Annotated in this window: 16 protein-coding genes; 8 read left to right on the top strand and 8 right to left on the bottom strand. The window is 66.6% G+C overall.

Annotation, left to right across the window (positions count from 1 at the left end):
- The first annotated feature begins 1 nt into the window (after nt 1).
- Nucleotides 2-1,495: a cytochrome P450 gene (locus MKK62_RS07265; protein ID WP_240261703.1), complete on the top strand. Its 1,494-nt coding sequence runs from the start codon at nt 2-4 to the stop codon at nt 1,493-1,495.
- 64 nt (nt 1,496-1,559) lie between these two features.
- Nucleotides 1,560-1,997: an SRPBCC family protein gene (locus MKK62_RS07260; RefSeq protein ID WP_240261704.1), complete on the top strand. Its 438-nt coding sequence runs from the start codon at nt 1,560-1,562 to the stop codon at nt 1,995-1,997.
- On the opposite strand, the gene MKK62_RS07255 is transcribed toward MKK62_RS07260, so the two are convergent.
- Nucleotides 1,994-2,713 (bottom strand): Rv3717 family N-acetylmuramoyl-L-alanine amidase, encoded by a 720-nt coding sequence (locus MKK62_RS07255; RefSeq protein WP_240263780.1) that lies wholly within the window; start codon nt 2,711-2,713, stop codon nt 1,994-1,996. The genes MKK62_RS07260 and MKK62_RS07255 overlap by 4 nt on opposite strands.
- Nucleotides 2,714-2,868: 155 nt before the next feature.
- On the opposite strand from MKK62_RS07255, the gene MKK62_RS07250 reads away from it, so the two are divergent.
- Together MKK62_RS07250 and recR are read left to right on the top strand one after the other, a co-directional pair.
- Entirely contained in the window at nt 2,869-3,198 is a 330-nt protein-coding gene (locus tag MKK62_RS07250; protein WP_240261705.1) for a YbaB/EbfC family nucleoid-associated protein, read from the top strand.
- Nucleotides 3,191-3,802 (top strand): recombination mediator RecR, encoded by a 612-nt coding sequence (gene recR, locus MKK62_RS07245; protein ID WP_240261706.1) that lies wholly within the window; start codon nt 3,191-3,193, stop codon nt 3,800-3,802. The genes MKK62_RS07250 and recR overlap by 8 nt, the downstream gene beginning before the upstream one ends.
- An 81-nt stretch (nt 3,803-3,883) precedes the next feature.
- Here the strand turns inward: recR and MKK62_RS07240 are convergent, their stop codons facing one another.
- The 3 genes from MKK62_RS07240 to MKK62_RS07230 all read right to left on the bottom strand — a co-directional run bounded on the left by MKK62_RS07240 (nt 3,884) and on the right by MKK62_RS07230 (nt 7,160).
- Nucleotides 3,884-5,152 carry an MFS transporter gene (locus tag MKK62_RS07240; RefSeq protein WP_240263781.1) on the bottom strand — a complete coding sequence of 423 codons (1,269 nt, stop codon included), beginning with the start codon at nt 5,150-5,152 and terminating at the stop codon, nt 3,884-3,886.
- Between the two features lie 81 nt (nt 5,153-5,233).
- A complete protein-coding gene (locus MKK62_RS07235; protein ID WP_240261707.1) occupies nt 5,234-5,938 on the bottom strand; it encodes a type 1 glutamine amidotransferase in 705 nt (234 codons plus the stop codon).
- Nucleotides 5,931-7,160: a Mur ligase family protein gene (locus MKK62_RS07230; protein WP_240261708.1), complete on the bottom strand. Its 1,230-nt coding sequence runs from the start codon at nt 7,158-7,160 to the stop codon at nt 5,931-5,933. Before MKK62_RS07230 ends, MKK62_RS07235 begins: the two co-directional genes overlap by 8 nt.
- Before the next feature lie 72 nt (nt 7,161-7,232).
- Between MKK62_RS07230 and MKK62_RS07225 the strand changes: the two genes are divergently transcribed.
- The 3 genes from MKK62_RS07225 to MKK62_RS07215 all read left to right on the top strand — a co-directional run bounded on the left by MKK62_RS07225 (nt 7,233) and on the right by MKK62_RS07215 (nt 10,272).
- Nucleotides 7,233-8,246 (top strand): DEDDh family exonuclease, encoded by a 1,014-nt coding sequence (locus MKK62_RS07225; RefSeq protein ID WP_434085035.1) that lies wholly within the window; start codon nt 7,233-7,235, stop codon nt 8,244-8,246.
- 160 nt (nt 8,247-8,406) lie between these two features.
- Nucleotides 8,407-8,895 carry a hypothetical protein gene (locus MKK62_RS07220; protein ID WP_240261709.1) on the top strand — a complete coding sequence of 163 codons (489 nt, stop codon included), beginning with the start codon at nt 8,407-8,409 and terminating at the stop codon, nt 8,893-8,895.
- A gap of 213 nt (nt 8,896-9,108) precedes the next feature.
- Complete coding sequence (locus MKK62_RS07215) at nt 9,109-10,272, top strand: GGDEF domain-containing protein (RefSeq protein WP_240261710.1); 1,164 nt, start codon at nt 9,109-9,111, stop codon at nt 10,270-10,272.
- Here the strand turns inward: MKK62_RS07215 and leuA are convergent.
- The 4 genes from leuA to MKK62_RS07195 form a co-directional block, all read right to left on the bottom strand.
- On the bottom strand, nt 10,250-12,082 hold the full coding sequence (leuA, locus tag MKK62_RS07210) for a 2-isopropylmalate synthase (protein WP_240261711.1): 1,833 nt from the start codon (nt 12,080-12,082) through the stop codon (nt 10,250-10,252). The two genes, MKK62_RS07215 and leuA, sit on opposite strands and share 23 nt — an antisense overlap.
- Nucleotides 12,083-12,271: 189 nt before the next feature.
- A complete protein-coding gene (locus MKK62_RS07205; protein ID WP_240261712.1) occupies nt 12,272-12,661 on the bottom strand; it encodes a hypothetical protein in 390 nt (129 codons plus the stop codon).
- Between the two features lie 38 nt (nt 12,662-12,699).
- Complete coding sequence (locus MKK62_RS07200; RefSeq protein ID WP_240261713.1) at nt 12,700-13,941, bottom strand: glycoside hydrolase family 183 protein; 1,242 nt, start codon at nt 13,939-13,941, stop codon at nt 12,700-12,702.
- A 14-nt stretch (nt 13,942-13,955) separates the two neighbouring features.
- Nucleotides 13,956-15,014, bottom strand: coding sequence for a hypothetical protein (locus tag MKK62_RS07195; protein ID WP_240261714.1), 1,059 nt, complete (start codon nt 15,012-15,014; stop codon nt 13,956-13,958).
- 252 nt (nt 15,015-15,266) lie between these two features.
- Between MKK62_RS07195 and MKK62_RS07190 the strand changes: the two genes are divergently transcribed.
- Nucleotides 15,267-16,109: a C1 family peptidase gene (locus tag MKK62_RS07190; RefSeq protein WP_240261715.1), complete on the top strand. Its 843-nt coding sequence runs from the start codon at nt 15,267-15,269 to the stop codon at nt 16,107-16,109.
- The last annotated feature ends 33 nt before the right edge of the window (nt 16,110-16,142 follow it).

The raw sequence follows: 16,142 nt of genomic DNA, 5'->3' as shown, positions 1-16,142 counted from the left end.
AATGACAACAGAGAGTATGCGATGCGCGGAAGTTGCAGCTGGGGCGTCTGTCGTCTACAAGCTCGGCCAGCGCCGCGTTATAGAAACCCGCGACCTCCCGCACCCGCCGTTCCGGGTGCCGTTCCTGGGAGACGTCCTCGGTTTGAACCCCCGCACCCCGTTCCAGTCCTCGCTGCCCCAGACCGCAAAGCTGGGCCCGATCTCGGTGCGCAAGATGCTCGGCACCGAAATGGTTGCGGTCAGCGGGCTGGATTTGGTCGCCGAGGTGCACGACGAGACGCGGTTCGGCAAATACGTCGGCCACCACCTCACGCCGTTGCGCGAGGTGATCGGTGATGCGCTCATCACGGTCGACACCGACAACCCGAATTGGCGAGTCGCACATGACATTCTGAAGCCGGCGTTCAGTCGCGAGGCCATGCAGGGCTACCACGCGATTATGCTGCGGGCAATCCGCGAGATGCTCGACTACTGGGACCGCGCGGCGGTCGCCGGCCGTCGGGTCGACGTCACGGCCGACACGACTCGGCTTGCCCTGGAATCGATCGGGCGGGCCGGATTCGGCTACTCCTTCGGCTCGTTCGAGCGGCGTCGCCCGCATCGATTCATTGCGGCGATGAACCGGATGCTCAAATACGCCAGCTGGTCGACGTTCCCGCCGTTCACCCGCCTGTTGCGGCCCGGCATTCGGCGTTCCGGTGTGGTGATGGGCCGCATCGTCGACGACGTGATCCAAGCACGGCGTAACGGAGCAGGACCCGCAACCCCCGACCTGCTCGACCTGATGCTGACGTCGACGCATCCGGTCACCGGGCGCCGGTTGGATCCGGTCAACATCCGTCAGCAGGTGATCACCTTCATCGTCGCCGGGCACGAGACCACCTCGGGCGCCTTGTCTTTCGCGCTGTATTACCTGACTCAGAATCCCGACGTCCTGGCCCGGGCCAAGGCCGAAGTCGACACCTTGTGGGGAACGTCCGACGACCCGCAACCGGAGTATGGCGACGTCGCGAAGCTACGGTATGTGCGGGCCGTGCTCGACGAGTCACTGCGGCTGTGGCCAACGGCCCCCGGCTATCTGCGGGTCGCCCGCAAGGACACCGTCCTCGGCGGGCGCTACCGGATCAAGAAGGGGCAATGGGTTCTGGTGGTGCTGCCGCTGGTGCAGCGTGACCCGCGGGTGTGGCCGGAGCCGGAGCGCTTCGACCCCGACCGCTTCGCGCCCGGCCAGATGAAGAGCCGCGCGCATGCCTACAAGCCGTTCGGGACGGGCCAGCGGGCCTGCATCGGTCGACAGTTCGCACTCCACGAGGCTGTGCTCACGCTCGCGATGATTTTGCATCGCTACGACCTGACCCCCGACAGCGACTACCGGTTGACGGTTTCCGAGTCGATCACGTTGAAGCCCAGTGGCTTTCACGTCGGAGTTACGAGACGAGCCGCGGCGTCACGGGTGCAGCCGTTGGACATTGAAGGTGGCCGCCTCAGCGCCTAGCGCCCCGGTGGGCAACCTATACGCTGGTCGGCGAGATCACGTCCGCGCAGAGGAGTTAGACCCAATGGGACAAGTCAGTGCAGCCAGCTCGATCCTGATCAACGCTGAGCCCGCCACCGTGCTGTCCGCCGTTGCCGACTATCAAGGTGTGCGGCCCAAGATCCTGTCGTCGCACTACCGCGACTACCAGGTGCTCGAGGGCGGCCAAGGCCAGGGCACGGTCGCCAGCTGGAAGCTGCAGGCCACCGAATCGCGGGTGCGTGACGTCAAGGCCAGCGTCGACGTCGCCGGTCACGCCGTCATCGAAAAAGACGCCAACTCGACTCTGGTCACCAACTGGACGGTGGCTCCCGCGGGACCGGGTTCGAGCGTCACCGTCACGACCTCGTGGAAGGGCGCCGGGGGCATCAAGGGTTTCTTCGAGAAGACGTTCGCGCCGCTCGGCCTGAAGAAGATTCAAGCCGAGGTGCTGGCCAACCTGAAGCGCGAGCTCGAGAACTAGCGGGCTGCGGACTGGTTGCCCAGGAACGCGGCGACACCTCGGACCACCGCGTCGGCGTATTTCTGCCGGCCTTCCGGGCTCTCCATCAATCCCGAGTCGACCGGGTTCTTCATGTTGCCGCATTCGACCAGGACGGACGGGTATTGCGCCAGGTTCAGCCCGGCCAGGTCGGCGCGGCCGTAGAGGCCGTTCTGGCCGATATAGCTGGCCGGCGGAATTCCGGACGCCTGCATCTGGTCGCGCATCACCCGCGCGAACTGCACGGCGGGGCCGGCCTGGGCCTGGTTGAGCGGCGGTGCGGAGTAGTTGACGTGAAATCCCCGTCCGCTCGCGGGGCCGCCATCGGCGTGGATGCTGACGATCGCGTTCGGGTGTAGCGCGTTGGCCATCTCCGCACGCTGGTCCACGCAGGGGCCGACCGTGGAGTCGTCGCCCCGGGACATGGCGGTGCGGGCGCCCAGCGCGTTGAGCGCGGCGCGGATCCGCAGGGTGGTGTCCCAGGTGAAGGTGTGTTCGGGGTAACCGTCGTTGGTGGTGGTGCCGCTGGCTTGGCAGTCCTTGGTGCCGCCGCGCCCGGTGGGCACCTGGCGGCTGATCGACGCGTCGTTGGCGCCGTTGTGACCGGGATCGAGGAACACGATCATGCCCGCGATGCTGCCGGGCGCCGCGATCGCGCTCGGCGGCACCGGCGTGACGACGGCGGCCAGGGTGATCATGCCGACCGCGGCTGACGCCGTCGCGGCTCCGACACGCAGGCGGTGGGATATGCGCACGGCGCCACGGTAGCCCGGCGCCGTCTACGCTTGGAACTCTGAACCGCCCGCACCCGGCAGGCGAAACCAAGTCGATATCAATACGCAAGGGGACTGTCATGCAACCCGGAGGCCAGCCGGACATGTCGGCGTTGCTCGCCCAGGCTCAGCAGATGCAGCAGCAGTTGATGGCCGCGCAGGAGCGGCTGATCAACACCGAGGTACACGGAAGCGCCGGCGGCGGTCTGGTCGAGGTCACCGTCAAGGGCAGCGGCGAGGTCGTTGCGGTGAAGATCGACCCGAAGGTCGTCGACCCCGAGGACGTCGAGACGCTGCAGGACTTGCTTGTCGGCGCGCTCGGCGACGCCGCGCAGCAGGTGGCCGCTTTGGCGCAGCAGCAGCTCGGTCCACTGGCCGGTGGCATGGGCGGCGGCGCACTGGGTGTTTGAGGGACCGGTACAGGATCTGATAGACGAGCTCGGCAAGCTGCCGGGTATCGGGCCGAAGAGCGCCCAGCGCATCGCGTTTCACCTGCTCTCGGTCGAACCTCCGGACATCGACCGGCTCACCGCGGTGCTCGGCAAGGTCCGCAACGGCGTCCGGTTCTGCGCGGTGTGCGGCAACGTCTCCGACGGCGAGCGCTGTCGCATCTGTGCCGATCCGCGTCGCGACGGAACGCAGGTGTGTGTCGTCGAAGAGCCCAAGGATGTGCAGGCCGTCGAGCGCACCCGTGAATTCCGCGGGCGCTACCACGTTCTGGGTGGCGCACTGGATCCGTTGTCCGGCATCGGGCCGGACCAACTGCGAATTCGTGAGCTGCTCAACCGGATTGGCGAGCAGGTCGACGGGGTGGACATCACCGAGGTGATCATCGCGACCGACCCGAACACCGAGGGCGAGGCGACGGCCACCTACCTGGTCCGGATGCTGCGCGACATTCCCGGTTTGACCGTGAGCCGAATCGCGTCCGGGTTGCCGATGGGCGGCGACCTGGAATTCGCCGACGAGCTGACCCTGGGCCGCGCCCTGACCGGTCGCCGTGCCATGGCCTAGGTGATCCGCGAAACGGAAGACATGGTCGTGATTCGGAGCTGTCACAGCCCTGCGTTCTGTTTCGCGACGACTCAGGCGCGCCTACTTCGGCAGCGGCTTGCCGGCGACTTCCGGCATGAACGGAAGGGTGGCCGCCCCTACCAGGCCAGCGAAAATCAGCATGTAGGCAGGCACCATGGCGTTGCCGGTGCTGGATATCAGCGCTTGAGCGATCAGCGGGGTGGTTCCGCCCACCGTCGATAGCGCGATGTTGTAGGAGATGGCCAGCGCTCCGTTGCGCACCCGGGTCGGGAACAGCGCCGGCAAAGCGGCGGGCGCAGTGCTGTCGAAACACAGTTCCATGAGGCCGACCAGCAGCACACCGACGAAGACCAACGGAAGGACGCCGCCGGACCGCATCAGCAAGAACGCCGGGACTGACGCCAAGACGAGTAGTCCGCAGCCGGTCCACATGATCGGTTTGACGCCAATACGGTCGGACAACATGGCGACGAATACCACGGCGGCCATCAGGATCGCCAACGTCGCTACGATCATCACGAGTCCGGCAGTCTTACCAACGTGCACAACCACTTTGAGGTATGTCGGCAAGTACCCGGTGAGCATGAAATCAGCGGCCTGGGAGGTCACCACAAGGGCCGCGCAGATCACCATCGGCCGCCACTGCTCCACCACTGTGCGCCGGAATTGCTGCCAGCCGCGGTCGACGGGCGTGCTGTCGCTCATCCGCTCGTAGGCAGGCGACTCCTCTATCCGCAGTCGCAGGTAGAGGGCGAGCACGCCGAACGGCGCTCCCAGCAAAAGCGGAATGCGCCAGCCCCACGCCAGCATGTCGTGGGGTGACAGCCAGGCTTGTAGTGCGGTCACCAACAATCCCGCCAGAACGAACCCCACCAGGTTGCCCAGCGGCAGGAACCCGACCATCGTGCCGCGCCTGTGGGTCGGGGCCCGCTCGACGAGATAGGTCATCGCTCCGACAAACTCGCCGCCAGTCGAGAAGCCTTGAAAAATCCGGGCGATCAGAAGCAGGATCGGTGCCCACACGCCGATGGTGCGGTAGCCGGGAAGTAGGCCGGTCATGGTCGTCCCCACCGTCATCAGCAGGATCGTGATCACCAAGATCCGCTTGCGTCCGATGCGGTCACCGAGCGGACCAAGGATGAACCCGCCGAGCGGCCGCACCACGTAGGCCGCGGCCAGTGTGCTGAAGGTGGCGATGAGATGGACCGCACTGGCGCTGTCGCCGGGATAAAACACTCGCGCAATGGTGGTCGCGATGTAGCCGTAGATGCCGAAGTCGTACCACTCCATGAAATTGCCGATGGCAGTACCCGCGGTGTCGCGGCGCATCGCCGAATCGGCGTCGCTACGCCGGCGGCGCTGGATGCTCATCGACACGTCGCGTACCCATACTTCGTTGCCCGGAACCGGTCAGGCGCGCAGGCGTTCCCGTCGCAGCAACTCCACTTCGGGCAACTCCAGCGGCACCAAATCGCCCACCACCTTGCCGAGCAGCAGGTCGGCGAATTCCGGGTTGCGGGCCAGGCACGGCCCGTGCATGTAGGTGGCGAACACGCTGCCCTGGACCGCGCCGTCGACGCCGTCGCCCAAGCGGTTGCCCGCTCCTTTCTTCACCGCCCCCAGCGGCGATGCCTGAGAGCCGAGAACCGTTCCGCCGCGGTGGTTTTCGAAGCCGGTCAGCGGTGCGGTCAGTCCGCTCAACAGTGGCGCGGTGACCAGCTCGCCGATCGTGCGGGCGGGTTGCGGCGACGTGGTCAGGTCGAGCAGGCCCACCCCGTCGACGCGTTCACCGGCCGACGTTTCATACCAGTGCCCGAGCACTTGAATGGCGGCGCAGATCGCCAGTACCGGCGCGCCGCGGCCCGCGGCGCGCTGCAGCCCCGGGTACTGGATGAGGTGCTTGGTGGCCAGCCGCTGCGCATAGTCCTCGGCCCCGCCCAGCGTGTACAGGTCCAGGCTGTCGGGCACCGCGTCGGCCAGCGTGATCTCGACGATTTCCGCAGCGATACCCCGCAGCCGGAGTCGCTGCCGCAGCACCGCTGCGTTGCCGCCGTCGCCGTAGGTGCCCATCACGTCGGGCAGGACCAGGCCGATTCGTACCGTCGAGTCAGCCATGGCGGGCCAATCGCCGCTGCAACTGCAGAAACGCGGTGTAGTTGGCGACCACCTCGACGGGCCCGGGCGGGCAGGACGCGATCGCGGCCATCGTGTCGTGCACGAGGCTGTGCTGGACGTCGGCGTAACCCAAGCGCACGGCGAGGTCGGTTCCGCGTTCACCTGCCGCCACGACGGGGGTGTTTTCGAAGTGCTCGAAGCGCACGTCCCATAGCCAGGACAGATCCTCGCCGTCGGGCACCTGGCCGTTGACCGCGATCACCAACCCAGCGGCGTCCTTGTTCACCATCGACAGCGCCTCCTGCCAGCCGGCCGGGTTCTTGGCCAACAACATTCGCACGCTGTGGTCACCGACCTGGATGGTCCGGTAGCGCCCGGCGACCTCGTCCACGCCCGCTACTGCCGACACCGCCGCGGACGGGTCCGCTCCCAGCGCGACCGCCGCGGCTACCGCTTGTGCGGCATTACCTCGGTTCACCGCACCCGGCAGGGCCAGTTGCATGGGCAGCACCAAGCCCTCTGGGCCGTACAGCTTTTCGTCGTCGAACCACCACTGTGGGCTGGGGCGCTTGAAGTCGGCCCCGGTGGAGTGCCAGTGTCCATGGTCGCGGACGATCACCTCGCCGCTGCGCGGGCAGCTCACCGAGTCCGCCGACCAGCTTCCGCCAGCCGCCACCCAGACCACGTGCGGGTGGTCATAGGCCGCCGACGTCATCAGCACGTCGTCACAGTTGGCGACGACGACGGCAGTGGGGTGGGCGGCGAGCCCGGCCCGCAGCTTGCGCTCGATCACGTTGATCTCCCCGACGCGGTCGAGTTGGTCGCGGGACAGATTGAGCAGAACCAATACGGCGGGCTCCACCGCGTCAGCAACATGCGGCACGTGCATCTCGTCGACCTCGAGCACCGCAAGCGGGGCGGCCCGGTCAGCTGCCAGCGCCGCGACCAGCCCGGCGTCCATGTTGGCGCCCTCGGCGTTGGTAGCGACGCCCCCGATCGTGCGGAGCGCTGCCGCGGCCATCCGGGTGGTCGTCGACTTGCCGTTGGTGCCGGTGACGACGACCGTGCGCCGCCCGGTGCCGAGTTGCCGCAGGATCGAGCGGTCCAGGGTCATCGCGACCAGGCCGCCGATCATTGAGCCAGCGCCGCGGCCCGTCACGCGCGACGCCCAGCGCGCGCCGGCTCCGGCGGCCAGGGCGAGTCGTCCGCGGGCGTTGATCACGTGGAGAGGTTAACGTCGCGACACGAGCCGCAGCGACCGGGCGATGTCGGCTCGGCGTGAAATCCTCGCTTCATGCGGGACAGCGCGACGGCGGTGAAGTCAACGCCCTGGGGTCGGCCGGTCACCGAGGCGGGCTCGGGCTGGGCCGTAATCGACGTCGAGACCTCCGGGTTCAAGCCCGGTAGCGCCCGCGTCATCAGCCTCGCGGTGCTCGCTTTGGACGCCGAGGGTCGTGTCGAGCAGTCGGTGGTCAGCCTGCTCAACCCCGGCGTGGACCCGGGGCCGACCCACATCCACGGCCTGACCGCCGAGATGCTGGAAGACCAGCCACAGTTCAGCGAGATCGTCGGAGACGTCGTCGAGCTGGTCCGCGGCCGCACGCTCGTTGCGCACAACGTCGCCTTCGACTACGGCTTCCTGACCGCCGAAGCCGAGCTGGCCGGTGTCGAGCTGCCGATCGACAGCGTGATGTGCACCGTCGAGCTGGCCAGACGACTGGAACTGGGCACCGCCAACCTGCGATTGGAGACTCTGGCCGCACACTGGGGTGTGACGCAGCGGCGCGCCCACGACGCCTTCGACGACGCGGTCGTGCTGACCGACGTTCTGGCTGCCTCGCTGCGCCGAGCACGGGAACGCGACGTCTGGCTCCCCGTCCGGCCGGTCAGCAGGCGGCGCTGGCCCAGCGGCAAAGTCACCCACGAAGAGCTGCGCCCGTTGAAGGTGCTGGCCTCGCGGATGGCCTGCCCGTATCGCAACCCGGGGCTGTACGTCTCTGGTGAGCCGCTGGTGCAGGGCATGCGGGTGGCGTTGGCGGCCGAGGTCGAGCGGACGCACGAGGAACTGGTCGAGCGGATCCTGCACGCCGGGCTGGCCTACGTGCCCGACGTCGACCGGCAGACTTCGCTAGTGGTCTGCAACGAACGCCGTCCGGTGCACGGCAAGGGGTACCTGGCGCACGAGTTGGGTGTGCCGTTGGTATCGGACGCGCTGTTCATGGACTACGTCGGGGCGGTGGTCGGCGGCACCGGTGTGGACGACCTCGTCGACACCTCGTCCGCTGGCGAGCAGTTCGCTCTGTTCTAGGCTTGGCCTCCTCAGCCCGCCGCTTCGCGGCGCGCATCGTCGTCCGAGCGGTTCTGACGCGCATCGTTGCTCGCGCAGTTCTGACCACGGGTGGGCGCCCGCGGTGACGGAACGCCAAATAGGCTTGCCTCCTATGCGACTTACACGGGTGGGGTCGGTCGTGGCGGCTGCAGTTTTGGTGACGGCAGGGTGCTCGCACGAAAACGGCTCGGCGGCAAAGCAATCCGGCGTTCATGTGCCTGACAATTTCTGCAGCCTGCTCAGCGCCGAGGAGATCAGCAAGGTGATGGGCAGCGCGTTCCCGACCGCTGAGGGTAGTCAGTCCCCGAGCGAGGCGCAGTGCACATCCATCCCGACAGCGGGCAACGACGTCAGTTTCAAGATGTACTGGAACAACGAGTACTGCATTGACGGCAAGCCCGTCGACAAGCAGTGCCTGGACTCTCAATCAAAAGGCTTCGCGATCAACAAACAAAGCGCGGGCAATGTCCAAAACGTCTCGGGCCTTGGCGATCAGGCGTTCTGCTTCGTGGCTCCGCCCGCGACCGTCGACGTGCTCAAGGGCTGGATCTACCTGATCGTCGGTGCCGACAGCTGCGCGCACGCCCAGACTCTGGCCGGAATGCTGCTGGCCAAGGTCTCAAAATGAGCGAAGCAGTTTAGTCGCCAGCTCCCTAGCACGCGGCGAAATCGTCAGGTTCTCCGTGATTTCGGCAGGATTGTCCGGGCAGGCCTACATTTGGTCCTCATCGGTCACTGTCCAACTGGGACCGAAAACACGCCCAATCCCATGCATCGGCGCGCTGTGGACGCGTCGCACACCCACAACCACCCGGGGGCACCGAAAACCGCGGAGGTCAATGTGGCGGATCCTCGTTTGGCCATGCTGTCGTGGCTCATAGCGCAGATGAAAAGCGCCAGCGAGTTCTCCGCGGCGCGGCTGTATCACCGTTTGCTCGGTGAGCTGGTTACGCGATTCGACGCCGAGAGCGCCTTCTTACAACACACCGATCCCGCGCTCCGTGCGTCGACTCTGGTCGCTGAATGGCCGGCACCGGATCAAGGCCCGGCAGTGAAACGATCCTTGGCCGACGACGTCATGCTGGCCGGGGACCTGCGTACTCCGGTTGTGGTCGCGCCAACGACGGCGGTCGCACCGCTGCTCTGGGGATCGGTGACGACCGGCGTCATCGGCCTGGCCAAAGCACCGGGTGGCCGGTGGACCGACGGGGAGTTAGAGGCGCTTGGTGTGGTCGGCGCGCTGTTCGCTCAGTTCCAGGCCCGCGTTACGGCCGAGAGCCGTTTACGTCGGCTGGCCGAACGCGACCAACTGACCGACCTCCCCAATCGTCGAATGTTGTTTGGCGAGGTTCGCCGCAGACTGCTAGCGGGCGGCCCGGGTCCCGTGGCGGCGCTGTACATCGATCTGGACCGCCTGAAAACCGTCAATGACCAGCTCGGGCATGCGGCCGGCGACGTCGTCATCAGGACGTGTGCTCAACGACTGACGGACTTTGCGGGTACGCGCGCGATGGTCGCCCGGGTCGGTGGCGACGAGTTTGTGGTGATTCCCCGGACGCCGATGTCCTGTGACGCCGCCAATGCCTTCGCGTGGCAACTTCGGGCAGCGGTGCGCGGCCCGGTCCGCGTTGGCAGGGAGATCGTCAACCCGACCGTCAGCATCGGGGTGGCGGTCGGAATGCCCGGCATCGATATCGGCGAGGATCTTCTGCACCGCGCCGACCACGCCGCGCTGGCAGTAAAGCGCAAGGGCGGCGATGCTGCCGCTGTGTGTGATCACGAGCCGCCGACACCTGCCCCTTTCCTCGCCGGGGCCGACGGTGACGTCGGCCTCGTCGCCGAGTTGCATTACCAACCCGAGGCCGACGTGCCCACCGGTGAATTCGTGGCTGTCGAAGCGCTGACGAAGCGTCCCCCCGTTCGAGCCTTGCCGCGGCAGGCTTGCGAAGGCGGCCGAAGCCGAGGCGCGATCGATCCGAGCGTCAGGTCCGCGAAGCCCGATTGACCGCTGATACCACGGCCCGCAGCGACGCGGTGGTGATCGACGGCGCGATGCCGACGCCCCACACCGTCTGACTGTTTATCGACGCCTCGACGTAGGCCGCGGCCTGGGCGTCCTCACCGCCGCTCATCGCGTGCTCGGAGTAGTCCAGCACGGCCACGTCGAATCCGATGGTGGCCAGCGCGTCGACGAACGCGGCCAGGGGCCCGTTGCCCGACCCGGTGATCTCGGTCTCGACGCCGTCGACCTTGACAGTCGCGGTGATCCTGGTGACGCCGTTGTCCTCCTCGGAGGCGTCGACGCGCTGCTTCATCCGCTCCAGCGGCCGGATCGGCGCGATGTACTCCTCGTTGAACGCGTCCCACATCTCCTTGGGCGAGACCTCGCCGCCCTCGCCGTCGGCGATCTTCTGGATGACCTGGCTGAACTCGATCTGCAACCGCCGCGGCAGCGCCAGCCCGTGGTCGGCCTTCATGATGTAGGCCACCCCGCCCTTACCGGACTGCGAGTTGACCCGGATCACCGCTTCGTAGGTGCGCCCGACATCGCGCGGGTCGATCGGCAGATACGGCACCTGCCACAGCATGTCGTCGACATCGGAGCCGGCGGCATCGGCGTCGACCTTCATCGCGTCCAGGCCCTTGTTGATCGCGTCCTGGTGGCTGCCCGAGAACGCGGTGTACACCAGATCGCCGCCGTAGGGATGGCGTTCGTGAACCGGCAACTGATTGCAGTACTCGACGGTGCGACGGATCTCGTCGATGTTGGAGAAGTCGATCTGGGGGTCGACGCCGCGGGAGAACTGATTGAGCCCCAGCGTCACCAGACAGACGTTGCCGGTTCGCTCGCCGTTGCCGAACAGGCAGCCCTCGATCCGGTCGGCGCCGGCCTGATAACCCAATTCGGCTGCGGCGACACCTGTTCCGCGGTCGTTGTGCGGGTGCAGGCTCAGGATGACCGACTCGCGCCGTTTCAGGTTGCGGCTCATCCACTCGATCGAGTCGGCGTAGACGTTCGGCGTGGCCATTTCCACGGTGGCCGGCAGGTTGAAGATGATCGGGTTGTCCGGCGTCGGCTGGATGACGTCGCCGACCGCGTCACAGACCTGCTTGGCGTACTCCAGCTCGGTGCCGGTGTAGGACTCCGGCGAGTACTCGAAACGCCATTGCGTGCCGGGGTATTTGGCGGCCTCCTCGACGCACATGCGGGCGCCGTCGGTGGCGATCGCCTGAACCGCGGCCCGGTCTGCCCGAAACACCACGCGGCGCTGCAGGATTGACGTCGAGTTGTAGAAGTGCACGATCGCTCGGTGTGCACCCTCGCAAGCCAGGAAGGTCCGTTCGATCAGTTCCGGTCGGCACTGGGTCAGCACCTGGATCGTGACGTCCTCGGGAATCGCGCCCTCGGTGATGATCTCGCGGACGAAGTCGAAGTCGGTCTGGCTGGCCGACGGGAATCCAACCTCGATCTCCTTGTAGCCCATGCGGACCAGCAGGTCGAACATGCGACGCTTGCGCGCCGGGCTCATCGGGTCGATCAGTGCCTGGTTGCCGTCGCGCAGGTCGACCGCGCACCACTGCGGCGCCCGGTCGATGACCTTGTCGGGCCACGTCCGGTCCGGCAGCCGGATGTGCTCGACCTCCTCGGCGAACGGTCGGTACCGATCGATCGGCATCGAGGATCCGCGCTGGGTGTTCCATGCGGGCTGGCCGGGATTGGGGGAGCCGGCGGGCTTGGTGATGGTCCGGGTGGACGTGAAGGCGTCGGGGGATTCGCCGACCTCAGGTGGAGAAAAGCTGAAATTTTCGGTCACGGTGATTGCTCCGGTTTTCGGGGGCGAGGCCTGAGAAAGGTCCTCTCGAGATTCTTAGACCGGCGCATCGCGAACACCCGCGACAGGAAGCCGGTCTGGATCAGGCCCCGTCGCGGCGTCCGAGAAGGAGCACCCGCTGCACGACCCGTACTCTACCGCGCGGGCGCGACGGGCCAAAACCCCGGCGGGCTACTTCGTCGCCGGGACTATCCGCACCGGGATGTCGGTGTTCTCGTCGGTGTAGTAGCTCGCGCACACCCGGTGGTAACCGTCGGCGATCTGCATGGCGACCCCGGAGTCGAGGTTTCCGCGCACGGCCAGGATCGGCGACAGTTTCTTGCCCTTCTTGATCTTCTTCAGGTCACGCTGGACGTGCACGTTGTCCTTCGGCAGCAGCGCCAGCTGCGACGCCCGCAGCAGATCCTTGGCCTTCTTGTGGACCACCGGGGACTGCTTGAGCGCGGCGACGATCTCGCTGATCTGGGCCGACGGGGCGAGCAGGGCGAGGTAGTCGGCTGCCGCCGGGTAATCGTGTTCGTCGGGCTCGTCGCCCCACAGCACTGCAGGACCACTGGCCATGGCCGTTGCCTCTCGTCGGAGTGTCGGCCCTCTGCATATCAGACGCGGCGACGTCGGGGGCGTCGTCTGGCGGCGAGCGGTGGTGTCGGTGCTTTGGTGGTGTCGGTGAGCGTCACCGTGAACTGCATCGCCCGGTACGGCCATCCCGTCGCGGTGTCCCATTGGGAGACCACCAAGCCCACACCGCCGGGGGTATCCAACGTGGACCCCGGCAGTACGTAGCCACCGTAGAGCTGCGCGACCTGGTTGTTCGCCAGATCCTGGGCATCCCAGGTGGACCCCACCAACGGTGTCTGGATCGGGGCTTCGTACAGATTGGCGGTAGGCGAGTCGATCGTGCGGTAGCCCAGCGCGTAACGCGACGACAGGAAGCCGCCCAGGATCCACGTGCCGCTGTCCAGGCGCCGCAGCGTCAGCTCACCCCAGGTCTCGGCGGGCGGGGTGATCGGCGTGGGCGGGTTGTCCCAGCCCCATTGGTTACCGTCCCAGCCCCACCCTGAGTACTTGCTGCCGTCGCCGACGTCACCCGGGCGCACCCGCCGCAAGATAATGCCCTTGTCGCGCTGGAATCCGGTCGAGACGACGTAGACCCATCCGTCGTCGGGGTTGTAGTCCCATGACCACAGCTGCGCGTAACCGTTGTCCATCGACGCGGGGAAGGTGGCCTGCGGGCCCATCTCCTGCCACGTCACGCCGTTGTCGTCCGAACTCCAGATGCCGGTCCAGATCACGTTGCCGAAGCCGCGGTTGACGATCGCGTGCAGGTACATGGTCTGCCCGATCACCAGCAGGTCGGACGGAATCACGGTGCTGATTCCGCCGCGGCTCCAGGGCTCGCAGTCGTGTACGTACGCCCAGAGTTGCTGCGCGTAGTCAGGGTTGGCGCCGGCAGCGGCCTGGTACTGGATCCGGGTGTGCGCATCCCCGGTTCCGATCAATGCGACCGGGGCGCGCCAGTCGCCCTGGCCCACGCTGTCACCGGAGAAGGTGTCGCCGAACACGCTCACCAGCTTTCCGTTGGGAGCCACCGCGCAGACGCCCAGATCCGTTCCGGTGACGCCCCACCCGTCGGTGATCCCGGGACCGGTGATGTCGCCGAGATAGCCGCCGGCGGTGGGGACGACCGCCGCCGCCGGCCTCGCGCGCCTACGGGCCGATGTGGTTGCGCGGGAACGAGTTTCGACGGACGTCGACGAGCGAGCGGCGACGACGCGGGTCTTCTCACCGGCTGCCGGCCGGCTCCGGGCCTGGCTGCGGACCTTGGTGGTATCGGTGGACATGTCCGGTGTTCCCTTCAGTTGAGGTTGGCGATCACGGTCCAGGTGGCAATGGCCGAGCCGATGGTCGTCCAATAGCCATACCGCTTGTAAATCTGGTTGGCCCAACGCCGTTGGGCTTCGATGTCGCCGATGCCCGACGACACCTGTGGGTCGCTCGCGTTGCGAATCGAGCACCACAACGGTGGGTTCGACATATCCGCGAGCGCCAGGGGCAAGGTGGCGTCGTCCATTTCTTCCGTTCGGGCATCGGGGTAGTTGCGGACGATTCCGAACGAGTCAATGGTATTGGCGAAACCGAAATAGTCGACGGTTTCGACGCCGCCCGCAGCTGCACCGAACGTCAGCACCGGCGGCCGTGAGGCGACCGGAAACAGGTGCCCGGCGTTCGGTCCGGTCAGCCTTCCGAACATTGGTGCGTACGTCTCGGCGTGAATCGCGGCTCCGGCGAAGAATTGCTGCGCCCAGGGCTTGGTCTTGAAGTCCTTGGTGCAGTTGAACTTGGCGTTGGTGACGACGAAGACGTCACCAAGCTGAGTGTCGGCTCCGATGCCGCCGGCGGTTCCGGTGGAGATGACCATGCTCGGTCGCGCCTCGTCGATGATCTGCTGCCACAGCGCCACGACCGGCGCCGAGATTCCGTCGGTGGCCAGGTGCAGTTCCGACTTGATCAGCAACACGTCGACATGGCCGATCCTGGTTCGCGCCACGTATCCGAGGCAGCCGGCCCGCCGGGCCGGCGAGCGGCTCGTCAGCTGCGGCGCAAAGTCATTCCAGCGGTGCGCGTAGGGCTTCCAGCTCGTGCTCGGCATGCCAGGTGTCAGCACGTCGGCCAGCGCTTGGCCTTCGGCCACCGTCCACGTCACGACCACGACGTCGGCACGCGGCAGGGGCTGATCGGCAAGGCGGTCGTACGTCGCGGCCCGAGGCGCGAGGCTGACCGGCCAGGGGATTGCGGCCAGCGGCGCGTGTGGCGCGCGATAGATGATGCGTTCGAGGGCGTAGTCGTTGATCGGGAACATGCGGCCCGACGAGATGTCGCCGAGCTTCGGGTCGACGATCTGTGCGCTTGACATGACGGTGGTGCCTTCCGATTGGGGCTTGTGGTGTGCTGCCGTCAGCTTGCGGCTCGGGGCGAACAGCGGCACGCGTAGCGCGCTACTCGTTCTCCAATCCCTTCGTTCGTCGGTACCCGTGGCTGGCCGCCTGGATGTGGCTACCTACTGTGCCGCGCCGGGGCGTCGAGGACTCAAGTAGCCCGATACGCATGCCGTCCGATGGTGGTCGTCCCTACGGTCGACGGACCAGCACAACACCAGGAGGATGAAATGACCGTTCTACAAGATCGGCGTCCCGTCAAAAGCGCTGACAAGCAACAGGATTGGAGTCACGTTCGCGGCTACGGCTGGCGGCCGCAGCTGCCGGACGCCCGCGACCTGATGTATGCGCGCAGGTTGGGCAACCTTCCGCCCGCGCATGACCTGCGGCCGTCGATGCCGCCGGTTTACGACCAAGGCCAGCTCGGGTCGTGCACCGGCAACGCGATCGCCGGCGCGATGGAATACGAGCGGAACCGCCAGGGGCTTTCCGATTTCGTTCCCTCGCGGTTGTTCGTCTACTACAACGAACGCGCGCTGGAGGGCACGGCATCTACCGATTCCGGCGCGGTGATCAGGGACGGCATCAAGGTGGTCAACACCGAAGGTGTCTGCCCGGAGACACTGTGGCCGTACGACATCGGGATGTTCGCGGTGAAACCACCGAGGCGCTGCTACGTCGCCGCGACAAAGGACAGGGCGGTCCGGTACGAGTCGATTCGGACGCTCGGTGATCTCAAAGACGCGATCGCGTCGGACTTCTCGGTGGTATTCGGGTTCACCGTCTACGAGAGCTTCGAATCACAGGCCGTCGCGAAAACCGGCGTGATGCCGATGCCGAACGTGCGCAGTGAGTCCGTCGTCGGCGGCCACGCGGTCCTGGCGGTCGGCTACTCGGACGCCAAAGGCCAACTCATCGTGCGTAACTCGTGGGGACCCGGGTGGGGTGACCAGGGCTACTTCTACATGCCGTACGAGTACCTGACCGGATCCGACGTCAGCTCTGACGGCTCGTCGATCAGCCACGCGAACCTGGCCAGTGACTTCTGGGCGATCCAAGCGGTTACGTCGTAACCGAGGCGCATGCGCCGAAATACCAGGGCCAGT

Source organism: Mycobacterium paraterrae, assembly GCF_022430545.2.
GTDB lineage: Bacteria > Actinomycetota > Actinomycetes > Mycobacteriales > Mycobacteriaceae > Mycobacterium > Mycobacterium paraterrae.
This window is presented reverse-complemented; position numbering and strand designations above follow the sequence as displayed.